This is a genomic window from Psychrobacillus sp. FSL K6-1464 (genome assembly GCF_038003145.1).
GTDB classification, from domain to species: Bacteria; Bacillota; Bacilli; order Bacillales_A; family Planococcaceae; genus Psychrobacillus; species Psychrobacillus psychrotolerans.
The window spans coordinates 202,195-218,470 of the sequence record NZ_JBBOOP010000002.1; the positions used below are offsets into that span (position 1 = coordinate 202,195).

General features: G+C 40.9%; 7 protein-coding genes. All 7 read right to left on the reverse strand.

Translation table 11 applies throughout. From position 1 onward, the window contains the following. Positions 1 to 118: 118 nt before the first annotated feature. Positions 119 to 2,311: a VWA domain-containing protein gene (locus tag MKX39_RS21000; RefSeq protein WP_340771805.1), complete on the reverse strand. Its 2,193-nt coding sequence runs from the start codon at positions 2,309 to 2,311 to the stop codon at positions 119 to 121. A gap of 65 nt (positions 2,312 to 2,376) precedes the next feature. After that, positions 2,377 to 2,682 carry a hypothetical protein gene (locus MKX39_RS21005; RefSeq protein WP_340765165.1) on the reverse strand — a complete coding sequence of 102 codons (306 nt, stop codon included), beginning with the start codon at positions 2,680 to 2,682 and terminating at the stop codon, positions 2,377 to 2,379. 60 nt (positions 2,683 to 2,742) lie between these two features. Further along, entirely contained in the window at positions 2,743 to 4,383 is a 1,641-nt protein-coding gene (locus MKX39_RS21010; protein WP_340765167.1) for an AAA family ATPase, read from the reverse strand. Positions 4,384 to 4,513: 130 nt separating this feature from the next. Beyond that, on the reverse strand, positions 4,514 to 5,932 hold the full coding sequence (locus MKX39_RS21015; RefSeq protein WP_340765168.1) for a CHC2 zinc finger domain-containing protein: 1,419 nt from the start codon (positions 5,930 to 5,932) through the stop codon (positions 4,514 to 4,516). Between the two features lie 106 nt (positions 5,933 to 6,038). Then, complete coding sequence (locus tag MKX39_RS21020; RefSeq protein WP_340765170.1) at positions 6,039 to 6,218, reverse strand: hypothetical protein; 180 nt, start codon at positions 6,216 to 6,218, stop codon at positions 6,039 to 6,041. A 176-nt stretch (positions 6,219 to 6,394) separates the two neighbouring features. After that, the gene (locus MKX39_RS21025) at positions 6,395 to 9,706 is read right to left on the reverse strand and encodes an RCC1 domain-containing protein (protein ID WP_340771807.1); all 3,312 of its coding nucleotides are present in this window, start codon (positions 9,704 to 9,706) and stop codon (positions 6,395 to 6,397) included. Positions 9,707 to 9,842: 136 nt separating this feature from the next. After that, entirely contained in the window at positions 9,843 to 15,902 is a 6,060-nt protein-coding gene (locus tag MKX39_RS21030) for an RCC1 domain-containing protein (protein WP_340771808.1), read from the reverse strand. Positions 15,903 to 16,276 lie beyond the last annotated feature (374 nt).

Genomic DNA, 16,276 nt, shown 5'->3' on the forward strand with positions numbered 1-16,276 from the left:
ATAATGAAAAACCAACAAGAAACCACTCATTGTGGCAGTTGTTGGTTTTTTGTTTGTTATTCAGTAGCACCCGAAGAGTTTCGTCTTTAAAAGAAAAAACACCCCGAAGGGTGCTTCATCACTTGATTGTTTGTTTGATTGTGCGTGACAAGTGACGTGTCAATGATTGGTCATCCGTGAAGATGATATTTCGTTGATACATCTCTTTAAAATTAGGTGCTAACTGTTTTCGCATGTGTTCACTTCCAAAGAAAACCGAAATAACGCGAATACCTAGCTTCCTAGCTTCTTTAACAGCGTTGTTAACGTCTTTCTTCGCTACGCTGTCGCTTGCATATACCGTTGGCATCCCATCTGAGAAGATAATCAAAAGACGCTCTTTTTCAGGTCTTTTCATCAGCTCAGCTGTTGCCACTCGAATAGCTAATCCATCACGATTCCCACCCTTTGGACTGCATTCAGATAAATGTGTTAATGCGTGATTAAAGTTCGATGATTCATCAAAATCTTTAATCTGGCGATGCAGGGTACTCCAGTTATTGGAGCAGAATTGCAATATCTTGAAAGGAATTAGTCCCCGCAATGCTTCCTCTGCCACTGCAATAGCTTCACCAGATGACATATACTTAGATTTCGAATTGCCTAGACGTTCTGTCATCGAACCCGAACCATCCCATAAAAGATACCCCACGTAATCGGTTTGATCCTCATGGCCCCTCTTCATGAACACGTCCGTTTCTTTTATGCCGACTTTCCAGATAGAGTTAGCATCTACTACGCCTCGTCTTTGGTTGTAAAGATTATACGATTTTTTATTCTTTAAGATTGTTTCCACATCTCGTCGTAATTTCTTTGCTTCCTTCAACAGCAAGCCTGTAAGCTTCATCTTATTCCGGTAAGTCATTTTCTCATTTCGATGTCCTTGGACATTACTGTCACCCATGATAGCTTTGTGTACGACCTCTTTTATTTCTTGGTCCGTTAATGGATACTCGTTGCTCTGCTTTTTCTCCAACTTGGCTTCGCGAGCTGCCTTCTCCATTCGACGATTAGCATCTTGGAATAATTTATCCGATTCTTTCTCCATTTCTTCTTGGATCTTGGCCTCGGCGTCCTTCTTTGAATGCTCGTCAGAATTTGTATTTCCTTCTTTTTCTTCCTCTTTGTTCTTATCAGAACTAGTTCCATCTTTCCTGTCTTCTTCGTCCTTATCAGATTCTCCTTCCTTTTCATCTCCTTGACCAGTTGTTTCAGACCCAGAAGATTCTTCATCAGACTTTTCGTCATTATTTTTCGAATCAGACGATCCTTTACCCGATTTCTCCTTCTCATCTTCTCCTTCTTCAGAATCATCGTTCTCTTCCGAACCAGAGCCTTTCTCATTGCCTTTTTCTCCCTCTTCACCTTCTTGTTCTTCTCCCGATTCTCCTTGACCAGCATCTTCTGATTCTTCTTGCTCATCTTCTTTTTCGATGTCGTCATAATGCGTAGAACGAGAACCCGTATTTTCCTCGGTCTCAGAAGATGATGTAAAGTCTTGCATTACATCCTTCATCATGTCCGCGAACTGTTGATCAGCTTCTTGTCTTTCTTCCATCAGTATCACTAGATATGGCTCAATAGCCAGCATGATTTCTTCACAAACTTTTAAGTGAAGGGCACTTGTTCTAGCCAATACTGCTTTTTTGATTAAGGGACGAATTGCGTCAATTTCTTTCTCTGCACGCGTACCTTTCCAGTGGGTTTCCCATTCTTTTGGTAATATCCCCATCGTAGATAGTGTCACTATAGCAAACAAGAAATCTCCATATTCGCTATCTCCCGACATTGGCTGATGTTTCCACCAGATCCCTCGGAAGAATTTAATCGGCATCAGTGTTCCTGGTCGTTTATTTGCAGCAATTCGCTCGATACGCCCGTCTTCTGTGCCATTCCCTACATACTGAGAGGCAGTCACTACGTAATTGCTACGTAGTTTGGGATACTTTTGGAGGAAGTAGTTTTTCATTTTCTCTTGATAGGCCACATAGCCAGTAAAACTAGAAGAGTTTACGTGTTGACACTCATGAATAGATAGGGCACGCATCACAAGGAATATTTCCTCAGGACTCAAATCCCATACCCATTCCGGAATCCCAACCACTACTTTCTTTCCATCCGTATAAGAACCGCCACCTACTGTCAAAATGCTAATTACGTCCGAACGAGCTGGAATCATGTAGGAAACAAAACCTTCCATAATTCGCTTGAAGTTCTTACGTTCCACCAATCGTTCGACCCGTTGTTTTAATTTCGGCATATCCTTTTTCATCTTCTTTTCCTCCTTTTTAAATGGAACAGAGGGATCCCCCCTCCGTTCAGCCAGTTTATTACCGTTTACTTTCTGTGCGTTTTTGCAACATCTAACGATTCACTTAATAACTCCGAATCATCTTCATGACGTAGGTAGAAAGACAAAGCTTCTTCCACAAATTCCTCACTCGGCTCTTCGTTCTCGTTATCTTCCATAAACTTCTCAATAATACTTTCTCTGGCGTTCTCCGTATGAGCACTCTTTTTCGTACTCTCAATCACATCCAGTTTGATTAGTTTTCGACTGATTTCCGATTCCGGATTAGCTTCGATGAACCTCTCTAGTGCCTCTATTACTACTTGTTGTTGTTCATGATTTAAATGTGCCATTTGGACATTCCTCCTATTAATTAGTTAATTAGATAGAAAAAGAGGGGCTCGCCCTCTTAATCAACCTGTAATATCATCAATCATGCTTTGAACAAGCAGTCGCTCGTCCTCGTCTCCCATACGGTTAACGATATTGTCAGTCAGGGCATCTTTTAACTCGATGTCCATATTGACAGCAAGAGCAGCATCGATGAATCCTCGAATAGTCATAGCCTTCTCATTCACTTCTCCATCCCTCACCAGTTTCTGCAAGGATTCGAACACTTTTTCCATCACGTTCAAGGTATCGGATTTAACCTCTTTTACTTTGTTTATGATGACGTTCGAAATACCTTTCAATTCTGGGAAGATAATTGGAACAAAACGGTCAATTGTCGCTTCGTTATTATCAAACGTACCTTGGTAGTTGCGGTTTTGTGTCGCAATTGCCACGAAATTCTCGTGAGCTTCTACTAATTGGTATCCCGGTACTTGAATTCGACGACGATCATCTAAAAGGGAGTTAAAGATAGACATAGAACTAGAAATTGCGGTATTGAATTCATCAAATACGATGAACCCACCATTTTCTGCCGCATCTACAACCGACTCTTTAGAGAACCCCATCTTTGTAGTGCCGTCCGGTAACGTTTCAATTGTTTTGCCACCTAGCAAACTATTATTATCATGACCCGAGTTCAACGAAAACTCATAAAGTGGTCGAGCAAATAACCAAGCAATTGTTTCCGTCAATACGTTTTTCCCTACTCCACGCTCTCCTTCCAAAAGAAGATTACGCTTCATATTGATATAAGCCACGGATTTTTTCACAATGCCCGTGCTGTCTTGATACATTACTGAAGGTTTTGGTGGAATTCTCATGGCAACATCTGGATCAGCGTATTTCACCATGCTTGCAAATAGTGCTAGCTGTTGTTTTGGTGTTACTCCATATCCCTGAAGCGTAGTCACGCGATCCTCTATCTCTTCTTTGGACAAAATGCCATCCGTTATGAGGTTTTCCATCATCTTTTTCCCTTGTTTTTCCGCTTTCTTTTGCTCTATTAATGTCATGTCCACGCTTGCCTTACAAATCACAGTTGTGCGATCCACTTTAAAGGTTAAAGCTGTTAGTTCCCCATCCATTTCTTCAATCGCTGCTTTGATATCGTCTACATCGTTGTAATCTTTTGTAGACTTATCCATCGCGTAGCCGATTCGATCGTCACCCATATAAGCAACTACTTTTTCATTTTCAATAACTAGCTTAAAGGTGAAGTTCCTACCGCCACGAATTTCGTCTATCATCCCAAAACGAACTGGAAACTGCGTTTTGGTTCCGCCAATTTGGATAATCAACTCTTGTGCCTGAGAAGGTTTTTCAGCCTTTACGACCTGCTCTAAAACAACCACAGTTATTTGACCACCTCGAGGCATACGATCGACAAATTTTTCGGAGACCCTTACTATCGTCTCGTCGTTTTTCATAAGGCTGAATACTACGGTATTATCGACACATCCTTTATCTTCACGAACCGTTTTAGGGGAGCTGATGTAACCCAGCTCTTCCAATGTGTCTTTATTCAGCATCTTAATAGCAAATTTATCGTATTCATTTGTGGGATCCTTTCGTAGCAATACCTCATCTCCTACAATCACCTTTGACATTGCTTGTTTATACATTGCGATAGATACACCAGACATTTTAAGACCTTTACTCATAATTAACTTCCTCCTTTTTATATGCAGAATAAATCTGCTCCTAACTTTTGAATGCAGTCTATTCTATGGGGAAAGGTCCGGATTCATGCCTACCTAAATCGTTAGGAAAATACAAAAAAAGAGGAAGGAATTAGTCCTCCCCCTCTAGCAATAACTTGTGCATCTTGCTTATTTCCCCTGCATTTAAAAAGGCAATCTGTTTAATACGTTTTGTGAAACTCATACCAATCACACTTTTAGGTATTTTCATAATAGGGAGTTCGTCTTCCTTTTCCAAATCCTCTATCATGGTTTCATACATGTTGTCCCATACTTCTTTATCATATCTTTTCACTTCCGCCATACGACCTGTTCTAATTAGGTCATCAATCCCTTTAGAAAGAGAGTGCGGCCAGTTCAAATAATAAACAGGATAACGCTTATCGATTAAAGTATCCGTCATATTCTTCAAATGTTTGAATACCGAGACATTCGAAGAAGTATCTGCATCATATGCGGTCATCACGGAATACACCATGAATCCTTCTGGATATGCCTCCATCAAATGCTTATTTTTAGCAAGTGCTTCTAGCTCATCTGCTACTCCCTTCCAAGAGGCAACCCCTTGTAAAGAAATAACCACACTACCAGTTTTTTCTGCTAGAATTTCTGCTTTAAAGCGACCCTCGGTGATAATGACTGTTCGGTTCCTAACAACAAGTGGAATTACCACATCTGCGGGAGAACCCGGAGAAACACCAAATTCCAGTGCGTCGTCGTCTTCTGCAAACGATGATGTAAACCAGTGATACCGACCAGCTTTTGTCACGCGGTCCGTTCTCACTTGAATTCCTACGATTTGACCAAAAGCATTTTGGATACTAATGCCCAACCCTTTTGATATCCGCATTTCCCACTTTTCCGTTTTGTGAGACCAGTAGAATCCCGGTATGCCTTTTAGGATTTCTTGTGTACCAAATGCAACTTCAACCAATCCAACAAAATGATTCATGAACTTCATTGTTGGCATCGTAAAGTACATACCTCTTTGGATTTGTTCATCGGACATTTTTCGTTCGTTTGTCAAATATTCCTTGTGACCAATAGACAATCCGCACTCATTCATAAATAATCTGTAAACCCGGTCTAGTACAGCAGCCTCGGCTAATGGGTAGAAGGTCTTTTTCTTAAGTGGATTATTGTATTTTTTTCTAACTTGTAGTCCTGACAACTCATCAATAGACTTTTCTGCATAATACCGTTTGTAATCCTCTGCTGTGATGATATCGAATTCTAGTGCGATAGTGAATACAGCATCTTTAAACTCGATCCCATTGTAATCCATAATGAAGGTAATTCCGTCTCCTCCAGCATCACAAGCAAAACATTTATAACTCCCTCTACTTTCTGTTATTACAAACGAACCAATATTCTTATCGTCGTGAAATGGACATAAAGCCAAATGATTACGACCATTTGCTTGAAGTTCCAACCTTGAACCTATGATAGTTGAGATAGAAATATTCTTTACCTGTTCTTTAATGGCGTCAAAAAATTCATTTCGTTTCATGACAAACCCTCCTTTTTAACAATGATCCCAAAATGGATCTCCTTTTTACATTGTCTCTTTTCGTTATATGCACAAGTCACTGCTTTTACAAAAAAAGAAGGAGTCCTCATTTCAAGGCTCTCTCCTTTTTGCATAAAGTCTGTTGCATCTCCTTTGCCTGTTCGATAAGTAAGTAGGCATGCCTAATTAAATCGTTTTTTGCGTAACGATTCCTTATTTCTTGAGACTGACGCAAATACATATTTGCTTTACGAAGTTTCCGATTAATCATTTCTTCTCTCGTCATTCCCTATCTTCCTCCTTCACCATTTGCTCTATCATATTCAAATATAGAAATGCCAATCGATTATAAGGTCGAACCATGTCCAATCTACAGTCCTCTTTTCCTTTTAAAACAAGAAGCAACTAAGGAAATCGTTAGAACAAAAAAGAACCACTTCTTAGAAGTGGTTCGCGTCTTGTTTAGTTCATAACTACATCGAGCCTAACTTGTAGGTCCTTTTTTGATTTCCCTTCAGGTAAAACATCTATTGCAGCTTGTGCTTTTATATAGTACGTTGCCCGTTGGTATTTCTCAGACAGTTGGACTGCTTTATCGGCTGCTCCGACAAATTTCTGTACTTCTACTTCTTCTTGCATGTTGTAGAAATATGTCGAAAGCATCGCAATAAGAGCACCATGCGTGGAGCTATATGGGGTAACTAACCCGATGCTTGTCATCGCTCTATTCATATACGTCGCACTTTGACGCTCTCTTGCCACACCAACTGCTTCATAGGCATCTTGCAGTTTTTGCTTTATGCTTGCTTCATTCACTGTTTCAATTTTCCGCTTCAGCTCATACGCAAATCGCATGGATTCTGTTACTTCTATGGCCTCTATATGTTCTAGCAGTATTGTTTTCTCTACCGCGTCATTTATTTCATTTACTAATCCACGTGCTTCTTCAATAAGACTTAGATCGCTCGCTTTTTCTGCTTTCGTGATGGCCTCTATTGCTTTTTGTCTTTTTTCAGCTTCTATTTTCTCACTTGCCTCATTTAACAAGAGATTTAATCTATCTTGAAGAGATGATTTCGATTCATTAACCGAAAGGCTATTAATGGCTTCTTGGGCCCGAGTCAAATACGGCTCTCTTTGATATCGTTCCGCGAAACCGACTTGAGTCTCCGCAGCTTTTAAAAGAGCCGGATTTTCTTTTGGTTCCTCTGATTTATCTGGAAAATTATCTACTATTTCTTGAAGTCTTAATAGAAAAGCCGTTTTTTCTAAGCTATCTTGTAAACTAGCTACCATTTCTTGTGCCTTTTTAATGTATGGTTCCCTTTTATATTGTTGGGCAAGCCCCATGCTTTTCTGTACTTCTAGGAGAAGTGATGCTTGTATTTCCTTACTTAATGCTTCTTGAATTGTTTGAATACGCAGTTCTAACTTATTTTTCTCCTCGCTAGTTGGGAGTTTGCTTACGCTTTCTAAAGCATCTAAAATATAAGCCTCCCTTTTAGTCCTTTCAGCATTTCCTACTTTGATTTCAGCATCCAAAGAGAGCTTCAGAAATTCTAACTGTTTTTGCATGTTCTCTTTTATGGAGCCATCAGGCAAAAGCATAATTGCTTTTTCAGCAAGGACAATATTGTAATTCGTTTGTAATTCTGTTGCTGCGTTAACCGCGGCTATGGCTTTTTGCTTTTGCGTGATGGCAGTTACACGCTCAATTAATTCTACTTTTATAAGACTATCAGGCAACTGAGATATAAACGAAATTGCCGTATCTAACTCTCCCTTTGTCGAGCTATCTGTCAAATCTAATACTGCTTTTTGTGCATTTATAAGTCTCGCTTCGTCACTGTTCGCGTACTCAACTGCATCAAGCCTACTACTAAAGTTCTTTTGCAAATCGCTTTCATTTAATTCATTTACTAATACTCTAGCAGTTTTTGCATCTGCGTTGAGCTTGGTTCTTTCTGCTTTTTCTACCGCTTCTTTTACTTTCGAAAGCTTCTCGGTCTCTATTGCTTTATTGATATTCGCCTGAATCAAATCTAGACGATTATTTAATCTTTCTTTATCCAAACCATCTTCCAAACGGTTCACTAGCGAACGAGATGCGGTAACATCTTCTTGAAGCAAAGTCTTTTCGGCGTTTTCTACAGATTTAATAGCGTTGCTAAGCATTTGAGCTTGATCAATCAGTTTTTGCACGGCGTTTAGTTTCACTGTTAGATTGGTTTTGTCTATTCCAGACGGGAGAGATAAAACCAAAGGCCAAGCATTTGTCACATCCAATTGATGCTCAGAATCTTCCGCTTTTTCTACCGCTTTAATTGCGTTTTTTAGCAACTCAGCCAATACATTTTTTTCGTCTATTTTCTCTTGAACGACATTCAGACGTTCAGTTAATTCGTTTTTATTCGTGCTGTTTGGAATCTCATCAACTAAATTTCTCGCATCATTTACACTTACTTGCGTGATTTCTGTTTCTGCATGACCAACCGCTTTTTTGGCCGCTTTCAATTTCTTTTCTAACTCATTTACTTCTTCACCGATTTCCTTAATTCCATCGAGTTTCATTGGACTCAAAAGCTGTGTATTTGTTCCATTAATCAATCCGTTAAAACCCCACACATAAACATTTTTTGTTTTATTCACTGCGAATGAATTTTGCCCATTCACACTAGCTTGGATGGAAATAATATCAGAGAGACCAGAGACTTTGATGGGTGTTTGTTGAACTTTAGTCGTTCCATTTCCAATCTGTCCCCTATCGTTAGCACCCCACGCCCAAACAGTACCGTCTTTCTTTAAAGCCAAAGTGTGTTCTTTTCCAGCAACTACTTTTATGATATCTGTAAGTCCAGGAACTTTCATAGGAGTAGACGATAGATTCGTTTTGTTGTTATTTCCCAAGCCTAATTCTCCTTTTCCGTTCGCACCCCAACTCCACACGGTTCCATCTGCTTTCACAGCAACAGAATGTTTCGTACCCATAGCAAAATCTACGACATCGTTAATAGGTATTTTAATAGGGCTAGACAATCCCTTAATATCAATTTTCCCGTTACCTAGTTGTCCGGAATCGTTTGCTCCCCATGCCCATAGACTTCCATCTGCTTTTTTCGCTAAATTATGTCTGTTTCCAGCCTCTACTCTAATCACATTCGTTAAGCCCACAACTTCTGCAGGGACATTGTTATTCCGATACGTTCCGTTACCCAGTTGCCCTAATCCATTTTCTCCCCAGGTCCATACAGTTCTGTCTGTTTTCAACGCTACATTATGGTTAGCCCCCGTTTTTACAGAATCGACACGTGCAATCCCTTTGACCTGAACAGGGACCATACTGTCCTTAAATGTGCCGTCTCCTAATGCCCCTGAATTGTTATATCCAGATGCCATAAGAGTTCCGTCTTCCTTGAGAAAAATGGAATGAGACTCTCCTGCTGAAACCTCCATAATATGGGTGAGGCTACTCACTCCGATGGGCAGCTCTTGACTCTTTTTCGAACCTATTCCTAATTGACCATAACTATTATTTCCCCATGCCAATACGTTTCCGTTTAACAAACCGAATGTATGGGAAGTTCCCATCTCTATCTTATTTAGCGACAATTCTAAAGCCTGTGCTTCCTGAACAGAAAATAAAGTAGCAATTTCGAATGAATGGGTTGGTAAATGAACCCCGGCAAAAAGAATTGATGTAGCCAGTAAAGCTTTAGCAGTTGGTCTACTTAGAACATTACGCACTTCGTGTTTTTTGTGAGCGTTTGATTTCATTTAGTTATATTTTCCTCCTTTTTTTTGGTCGAACCCTTTATTATATGTCCTTTGTCCTACATCATTCAGCAATATAGAGACCACATTTATTTGAATATTAAAAGAACCACCCCCGAAGGAGTGGTTCATGTCTTGTTTAGTTCATTACAACATCGAGTCTAGTTTGGAGGTCGGTTTTTGCTTTCCCTACAGGCACTAAATCGATAGCTGCTTGTGCTTTCGCAAAGTACGGTGCACGTTTATATTTCTCCGCTAGAGCGACTGCATTATCAGCAGCAACAATGAGCTTTTGCATTTCGAGTTCTTTCTGCATGTCTGTGAAGAATGTCGACAGTTTCTCGATGACATTGCTGTAAGTCGCCTCATATTTGTTTAGAGCTTCGATACTTTTAGAAGCCTTTGTCATATACGTCAAAGTTTGGCGTTCTTTCGCCACTCCAACTGCTGTGTAAGCTTCTTGAAGTGCTTGCTTGATTGTTACATCGGTGATGGCGTCGATTTCGACTTTCAATTCATACGCAAACTGCATCAATTCCGTTACTTCAATTGCTTCTATGCGTTCAGAGAGTGTTTGTTTAGCATCTACATCTTTTAGTCCATTCACAAGCGAACGAGCTTCTTCGATAACGAACAAGTCACTAGCTGTTTCTGCCTTAGCTACCCTATCACTCGCTGTTTTTAGCTTAGCTGCTTCGACTTGATCACTCGCTTCATTTGTTAGTACATTTAATCTATCTTGCATGACTGTTTTCACTTCACTTGTTGGAAGTTTGTCAACGGCCTCTTGTGCACGCGTTAGGTACGGGTCACGCTTGTAACGTTCTGCATAAGAAACTTGTGTCTCCGCTGCTTTTAGGTCTGCTGGGTCGACCTCTGGAGCCTCTGGTGTAACTGGAGCAGCATCCTGTATCGCTTTTAATCTTGCTTCGAGAGCTGTTTTGTCCGCTCCTTCTTTCAGCTTAGAAACAAGGTCTTTTGCACTTGTTAGGTACGGATCACGTTTATGTTGTTCTGCGAGAACCACATGTGCTGTAGCTTCTTCTAAGAGTGCTTTTTCCGCTTCTGTAGCAATTACATCTTGAATGACCTTCATTCGATTTAGAAGTTCCGTTTTCTTCGGAGAGTCTTTCAGTTTATTGATGCTATTCATAGCGTCGGTGATGTACGGCTCACGTTTCGTCAGCTCCGCCGATTTCACTTTGTTTTCAGCATCTAATGTCAACTTGAGTTGTTGAATGCGTTCTGTAAGCTCTGTTTTAAGCGGACCATCTGGTAGTTGGTTAATCGATTTTTCGGCTAAAGTGATGTTGTAGTTCGTCTGCATTTTTTCCGCTTGAGCTACTGCGTTTTTAGCTTTTTGATTCAACTCAATGCTAATGATTCGGTCATTTAGCTCAGTTTTAGTGGAGCTATTTGGTAATTTAACAACGAGCTCTTTCGCTATGGCAATTTGCTCTTTTGTTGACTCGTCATTCAACTTGTCGACAGCATCTTGTGCTTCTTTTACTAGTTCCGACGCTCCAGGCGTGACAACAATAGAGTCTAATCTAACTTTTAGTGCATTTTTCTCGGAAATAGATGGCAATGCTTCTACTAAGCTTCGAGCAGCTTCTATATCTGCTTGCATTTTAGACGTTTCTGCTTTATTCACGGACAAAGTAGCTTGAGCAATTTGTTCTGCTAGTAATTGACCTTCATCAATGATTGTTTGCACAAGCTCTAAACGTTCTAACAATATCGTTTTATCTGTCGAATCAGGAAGGTGGTTCACAAGAGAACGAGATGCGTCCACATCTACTTGAAGTTTGGATTGCTCTGCTTTTTCAACAGACGCTACAGCTTCTACTAGAGTATTGTCGATTTCTGGTGACTTCGCATCTTCTACTTCTTGCTGTGTATTGTCTTTTAGTTCCGATTCTGGTAGTTGTGATACCAATTCATCTAGACCTGCTAGTTCACCGCTTGCGATCTTGTCCCAGATGATTTCGAGTAATCCAATGATGTCCAACACATCCTGCACATAATGAGCGACATCTGTTCGGTGAGCTTCATTTAACAATGACGCAGAATCATCATGAATGACATTCAATGCATCTTTCATAGCAAGCACATCTTCACGAGTACCATCCCCCGTTAGCAGGTAAGTCTTCATATCGACAAGCTCCGCCATCGCCTCTTCATAGGAAACAGTAGAAGCATCAATTGCATCCTGTAGGATACTTAAGCGATTTTCTAAGTTGGTTTTCTCTGTTCCATTTGGCAGTGCATTTACTAACGCTTTCGCCGAAGTCACATCTGCTTGCAGCTTAGAACCTTCTGCTTTGACTACAGATGTAGTTGCAGTCGCAATTTGTGTTACTAAAGCAATGGCATCATCGATTGCTTTTTGGACTGCATCCAAACGAGTCGTTAAGTTCGTTTTCTCTGTGCTATCTGGAAGAGCATTTACTAACGCTTTCGCTGGAGTCACGTCTGCTTGTAGTTTAGAACCTTCTGCTTTTGCAACCGAAGTTGTTGCAGTAGTTATTTGATTCTCTAGTGTTATCGCTTCATCGATTGCTTTTTGTACTACATTTAATCGATTCGTTAAGTTTGCTTTCTCTGTTCCCGTTGGTAATGTATTTACTAGCGTTCTTGCTGCTGTTACGTCAGCTTGGAGTTTAGAACCCTCTGCTTTTACAACCGATGTTGTAGTTGTGGCAATCTGTTCTGCAAGTGCTATGGCATCGTCAATTGCTTTTTGTACGATATTCAAGCGATTCGTTAAGTTTGTTTTCTCCGTTCCAGTTGGAAGTGCTTCAACTAACGTGCGAGCTACTGTTACGTCCCCTTGTAACTTAGATTCTTCGGATTTGAAAACAGAAGCTGTTGCTGTTTCAATTTGAGTCGCTAAATTAATTGCTGTTTGTACCGAATCTAAACGATTAGTTAAGTTAGTCTTTTCAGTTCCAGCAGGTAAAACAGTAACCAATGTGCGAGCGGATGTCACGTCGACCTGGAGCTTAGAGCCCTCCGCTTTTACAACTGCTGTTGTTGCTGTGGCAATCTGTTCTGCAAGTTCTTTTGCATCATCAATTGCTTTTTGTACGATATTCAAGCGATTCGTTAAGCTTGTTTTCTCCGTACCAGTAGGCAATGCATTGACGAGCGTTAATGCGGCTGTCACATCAACCTGTAGCTTAGAACCTTCGGCTTTCATTACAGATGTAGTAGCTGCCGCTATCTGAGTAGCTAAATTAATAGCAGTTTGTACCAAATCTAAGCGATTAGTTAAGTTAGTCTTTTCAGTTCCTGCAGGTAAAGCAGTAACCAATGTGCGAGCTGCTGTCACGTCGACCTGGAGTTTAGAGCCCTCCGCTTTTACCACTGCTGTTGTTACTGTGGCAATCTGTTCTACAAGTGCGATAGCATCGTCAATTGCTTTCTGTGCAATATTTAATCGATTGGTTAAGCTTGTTTTCTCTGTCCCTGTTGGCAACGCATTGACGAGCGTTAATGCAGAAGTCACATCTTCTTGTAGCTTAGATTCCTCCGCTTTCACTACAAATGTTGTCGCTGTTGCTATCTGATTAGCCAAATTAATAGCAGTTTGAACCATATCTAAGCGGTTCGTCAAGTTTGTTTTATCTACTCCAGATGGCAATGCATTAACATGTGTACGTGCCGTTGTTACGTCGACTTGGAGTTTAGAACCCTCCGCTTTTACAACTGCTGTTGTTGCTGTTGCGATTTGAGTAGCCAATGCTTTTGCATCATCAATTGCTTTTTGTACGGCATTCAAGCGATTCGTTAAGCTTGTTTTCTCCGTACCAGTAGGCAATGCATTGACGAGCGTTAATGCGGCTGTCACATCAACCTGTAGCTTAGAACCTTCGGCTTTCACAACAGATGTAGTTGCTGTTGCAATCTGTGTCGCTAAATTAATAGCAGTTTGAACTGTGTCTAAGCGGGAAGTTAAGTTTGTTTTCTCTGTTCCCGTTGGTAATGCATTTACTAGCGTTCTTGCTGCTATTACGTCAGCTTGTAATGTAGAACCTTCTGCTTTCATTACAGATGTAGTAGCTGTCGCTATCTGAGTAGCTAAGTTGATAGCAGTTTGCACTGTATCTAAGCGACTTGTTAAGTTTGTCTTATCGGTTCCATTTGGAAGTGCCGTAACTAATGTGCGTGCAGCTGTCACATCAACTTGGAGTTTAGAACCCTCTGCTTTCACAACCGATGTTGTAGCTGTTGCAATTTGAGTAACCAATGCTTTTGCATCATCAATTGCTTTCTGCACGACATTTAAGCGATTCGTTAAATTCGTCTTCTCGGTTCCAATTGGAAGATTGTTCACAAGTAAACGAGATGTATCTACATCAACTTGTAGTCCTGAACCTTCGGCTTTTACTACGGATGTGGTAGCTGTCGCTATCTGAGTAGCTAAGTTGATAGCAGTTTGCACTGTATCTAAGCGACTTGTTAAATTTGTCTTATCGGTTCCATTTGGAAGTGCCGTAACTAATGTGCGAGCGGCTGTCACATCAACTTGGAGTTTAGAACCCTCTGCTTTTACAACCGATGTTGTAGTTGTGGCAATCTGTTCTGCAAGTGCTATAGCATCGTCAATTGCTTTCTGTACAATATTTAATCGATTCGTTAAGCTTGTTTTCTCTGTCCCTGTTGGCAACGCATTGACGAGCATTAATGCAGAAGTCACATCTGCTTGCAGCTTAGATCCTTCGGCCTTGACTACAGATGTAGTTGCAGTCGCAATTTGTGTTACTAAAGCAATGGCATCATCGATTGCTTTTTGGACTGTATCCAAACGAGTCGTTAAGTTCGTTTTCTCTGTGCTATCTGGAAGAGCATTTACTAACGCTTTCGCTGTAGTCACGTCTGCTTGTAGTTTAGAACCTTCTGCTTTTGCAACCGAAGCGGTTGCTGTGGCTATTTGCTCTTCAAGTGCAGGGTCACCAGCGATACCCGCTTTGATATCAACCAATAAGGTTGGCGTGTTTTTTTGTGTTGTCGTTCCATTCCCCAGTTGTCCATTTCCATTTTGTCCCCACGAATAGATGCTACCATCTGAAGTAATGGCAAGTGATTGTAAACCTCCCCCTTCTACCTCCACCACATTCGACAGACTATTTATTTTCGTTGGCTTCGTCTTGTCCTTAGTCGTCCCATCACCTAGCTGTCCATATGAATTATATCCCCACGCATAGAGACTGCCATCCGAGGTGATTGCTAGGGAGTGATAAAACCCAGCCTCTATAGATACCACATTCGACAGGCCACTTATTTTAACTGGCGTCTTTTTAGCCGAAATCGTTCCATCACCTATCTGTCCATAAATATTATTTCCCCACGCATAGACACTGCCATCTGAGGTGAGAGCTAGGGAGTGTTCATATCCACCATCCACTGCCACTACGTCCGACAAACCGTTTATTTTTGTTGGTGTTAGCTTTTGTGTAGTCGTTCCATCACCTAGCTGTCCTTGATAATTATATCCCCACGCATAGACACTGCCATCCGAGGTGATTGCAAAGGAGAATGTAGCTCCAACCTCCACTGTAGCAACATTCGACAAGCTACTTAATCTCAATGGAGTAGACTGATTCGTTCTCGAACCATCTCCTAGCTGTCCATTTCCATTATTTCCCCACGCATAGACGCTGCCATCTGAGGTAATTGCTAAAGATTGTTGTTCTCCAGCCACCACCTTCACCACATTCGACAAACCATTTACTTTAGAAGGAGTGTTTTTGTTTTCAGTCGACCCGATACCCAGCTGTCCATATTTATTATCTCCCCACGCATAAACACTGCCATCTGAGGTGATGGCGAGAGAGTGATTTGAACCAGCTTCGACCGCCACCGCGTTCGACATTCCGTTTATTTTCGTGGGCATGGTTCTGCTTGTAGTAGTTCCATCGCCCAGTTGTCCCTTATCATTTAGTCCCCACGCATAGACGCTGCCATCTGAGGTGATTGCTAGGGCGTGTTTCATCCCCCCCCCTATAACATTTGAAAGCTGTTGATTACTCGCAGCCTCCGCAATCTGCATAACCGAGAAGTTCGAAATCGACCCAGTCGCACCCAATGCTCCTGCAAATCCGGATAATAATAAAGATGCAGCTAATGTAGATTTCAATATAGAATTAGATAATACATGTCTTGCTTTATATTGTTTGTTCTTTTCATTACTCATTCTTTTATTCCCCCTATATTTGTTGTTTAGCTCTCTATAATATGCAAATAGTACTATTTCATTCGAATAAAACCGAACCACTCTAGGCCATCCTCAGAACGAGAGAAGCCCCCCCCGAAGAAGTGGCTTCTCTCATCATGTCCTATATAGACACCTGCAGTTGTGCTACAATGGTCGCTCTTCTTTTTTTGCTTGTAAAGTTTGGCTGCTCTATCAAAAGCCTATTTGTTTCCAATAGCTAAGTCCTAATCCTTGGCTCTGGTGTACCCAATATAAAGAATACTTATTGCCGCATCCAGTTTTGCTTGAAGGTCAGTCTTTACTTTTCCATCAGGCAATCTTTTGAGACAACAAAAAAGCGTCCTCGAAAGGAC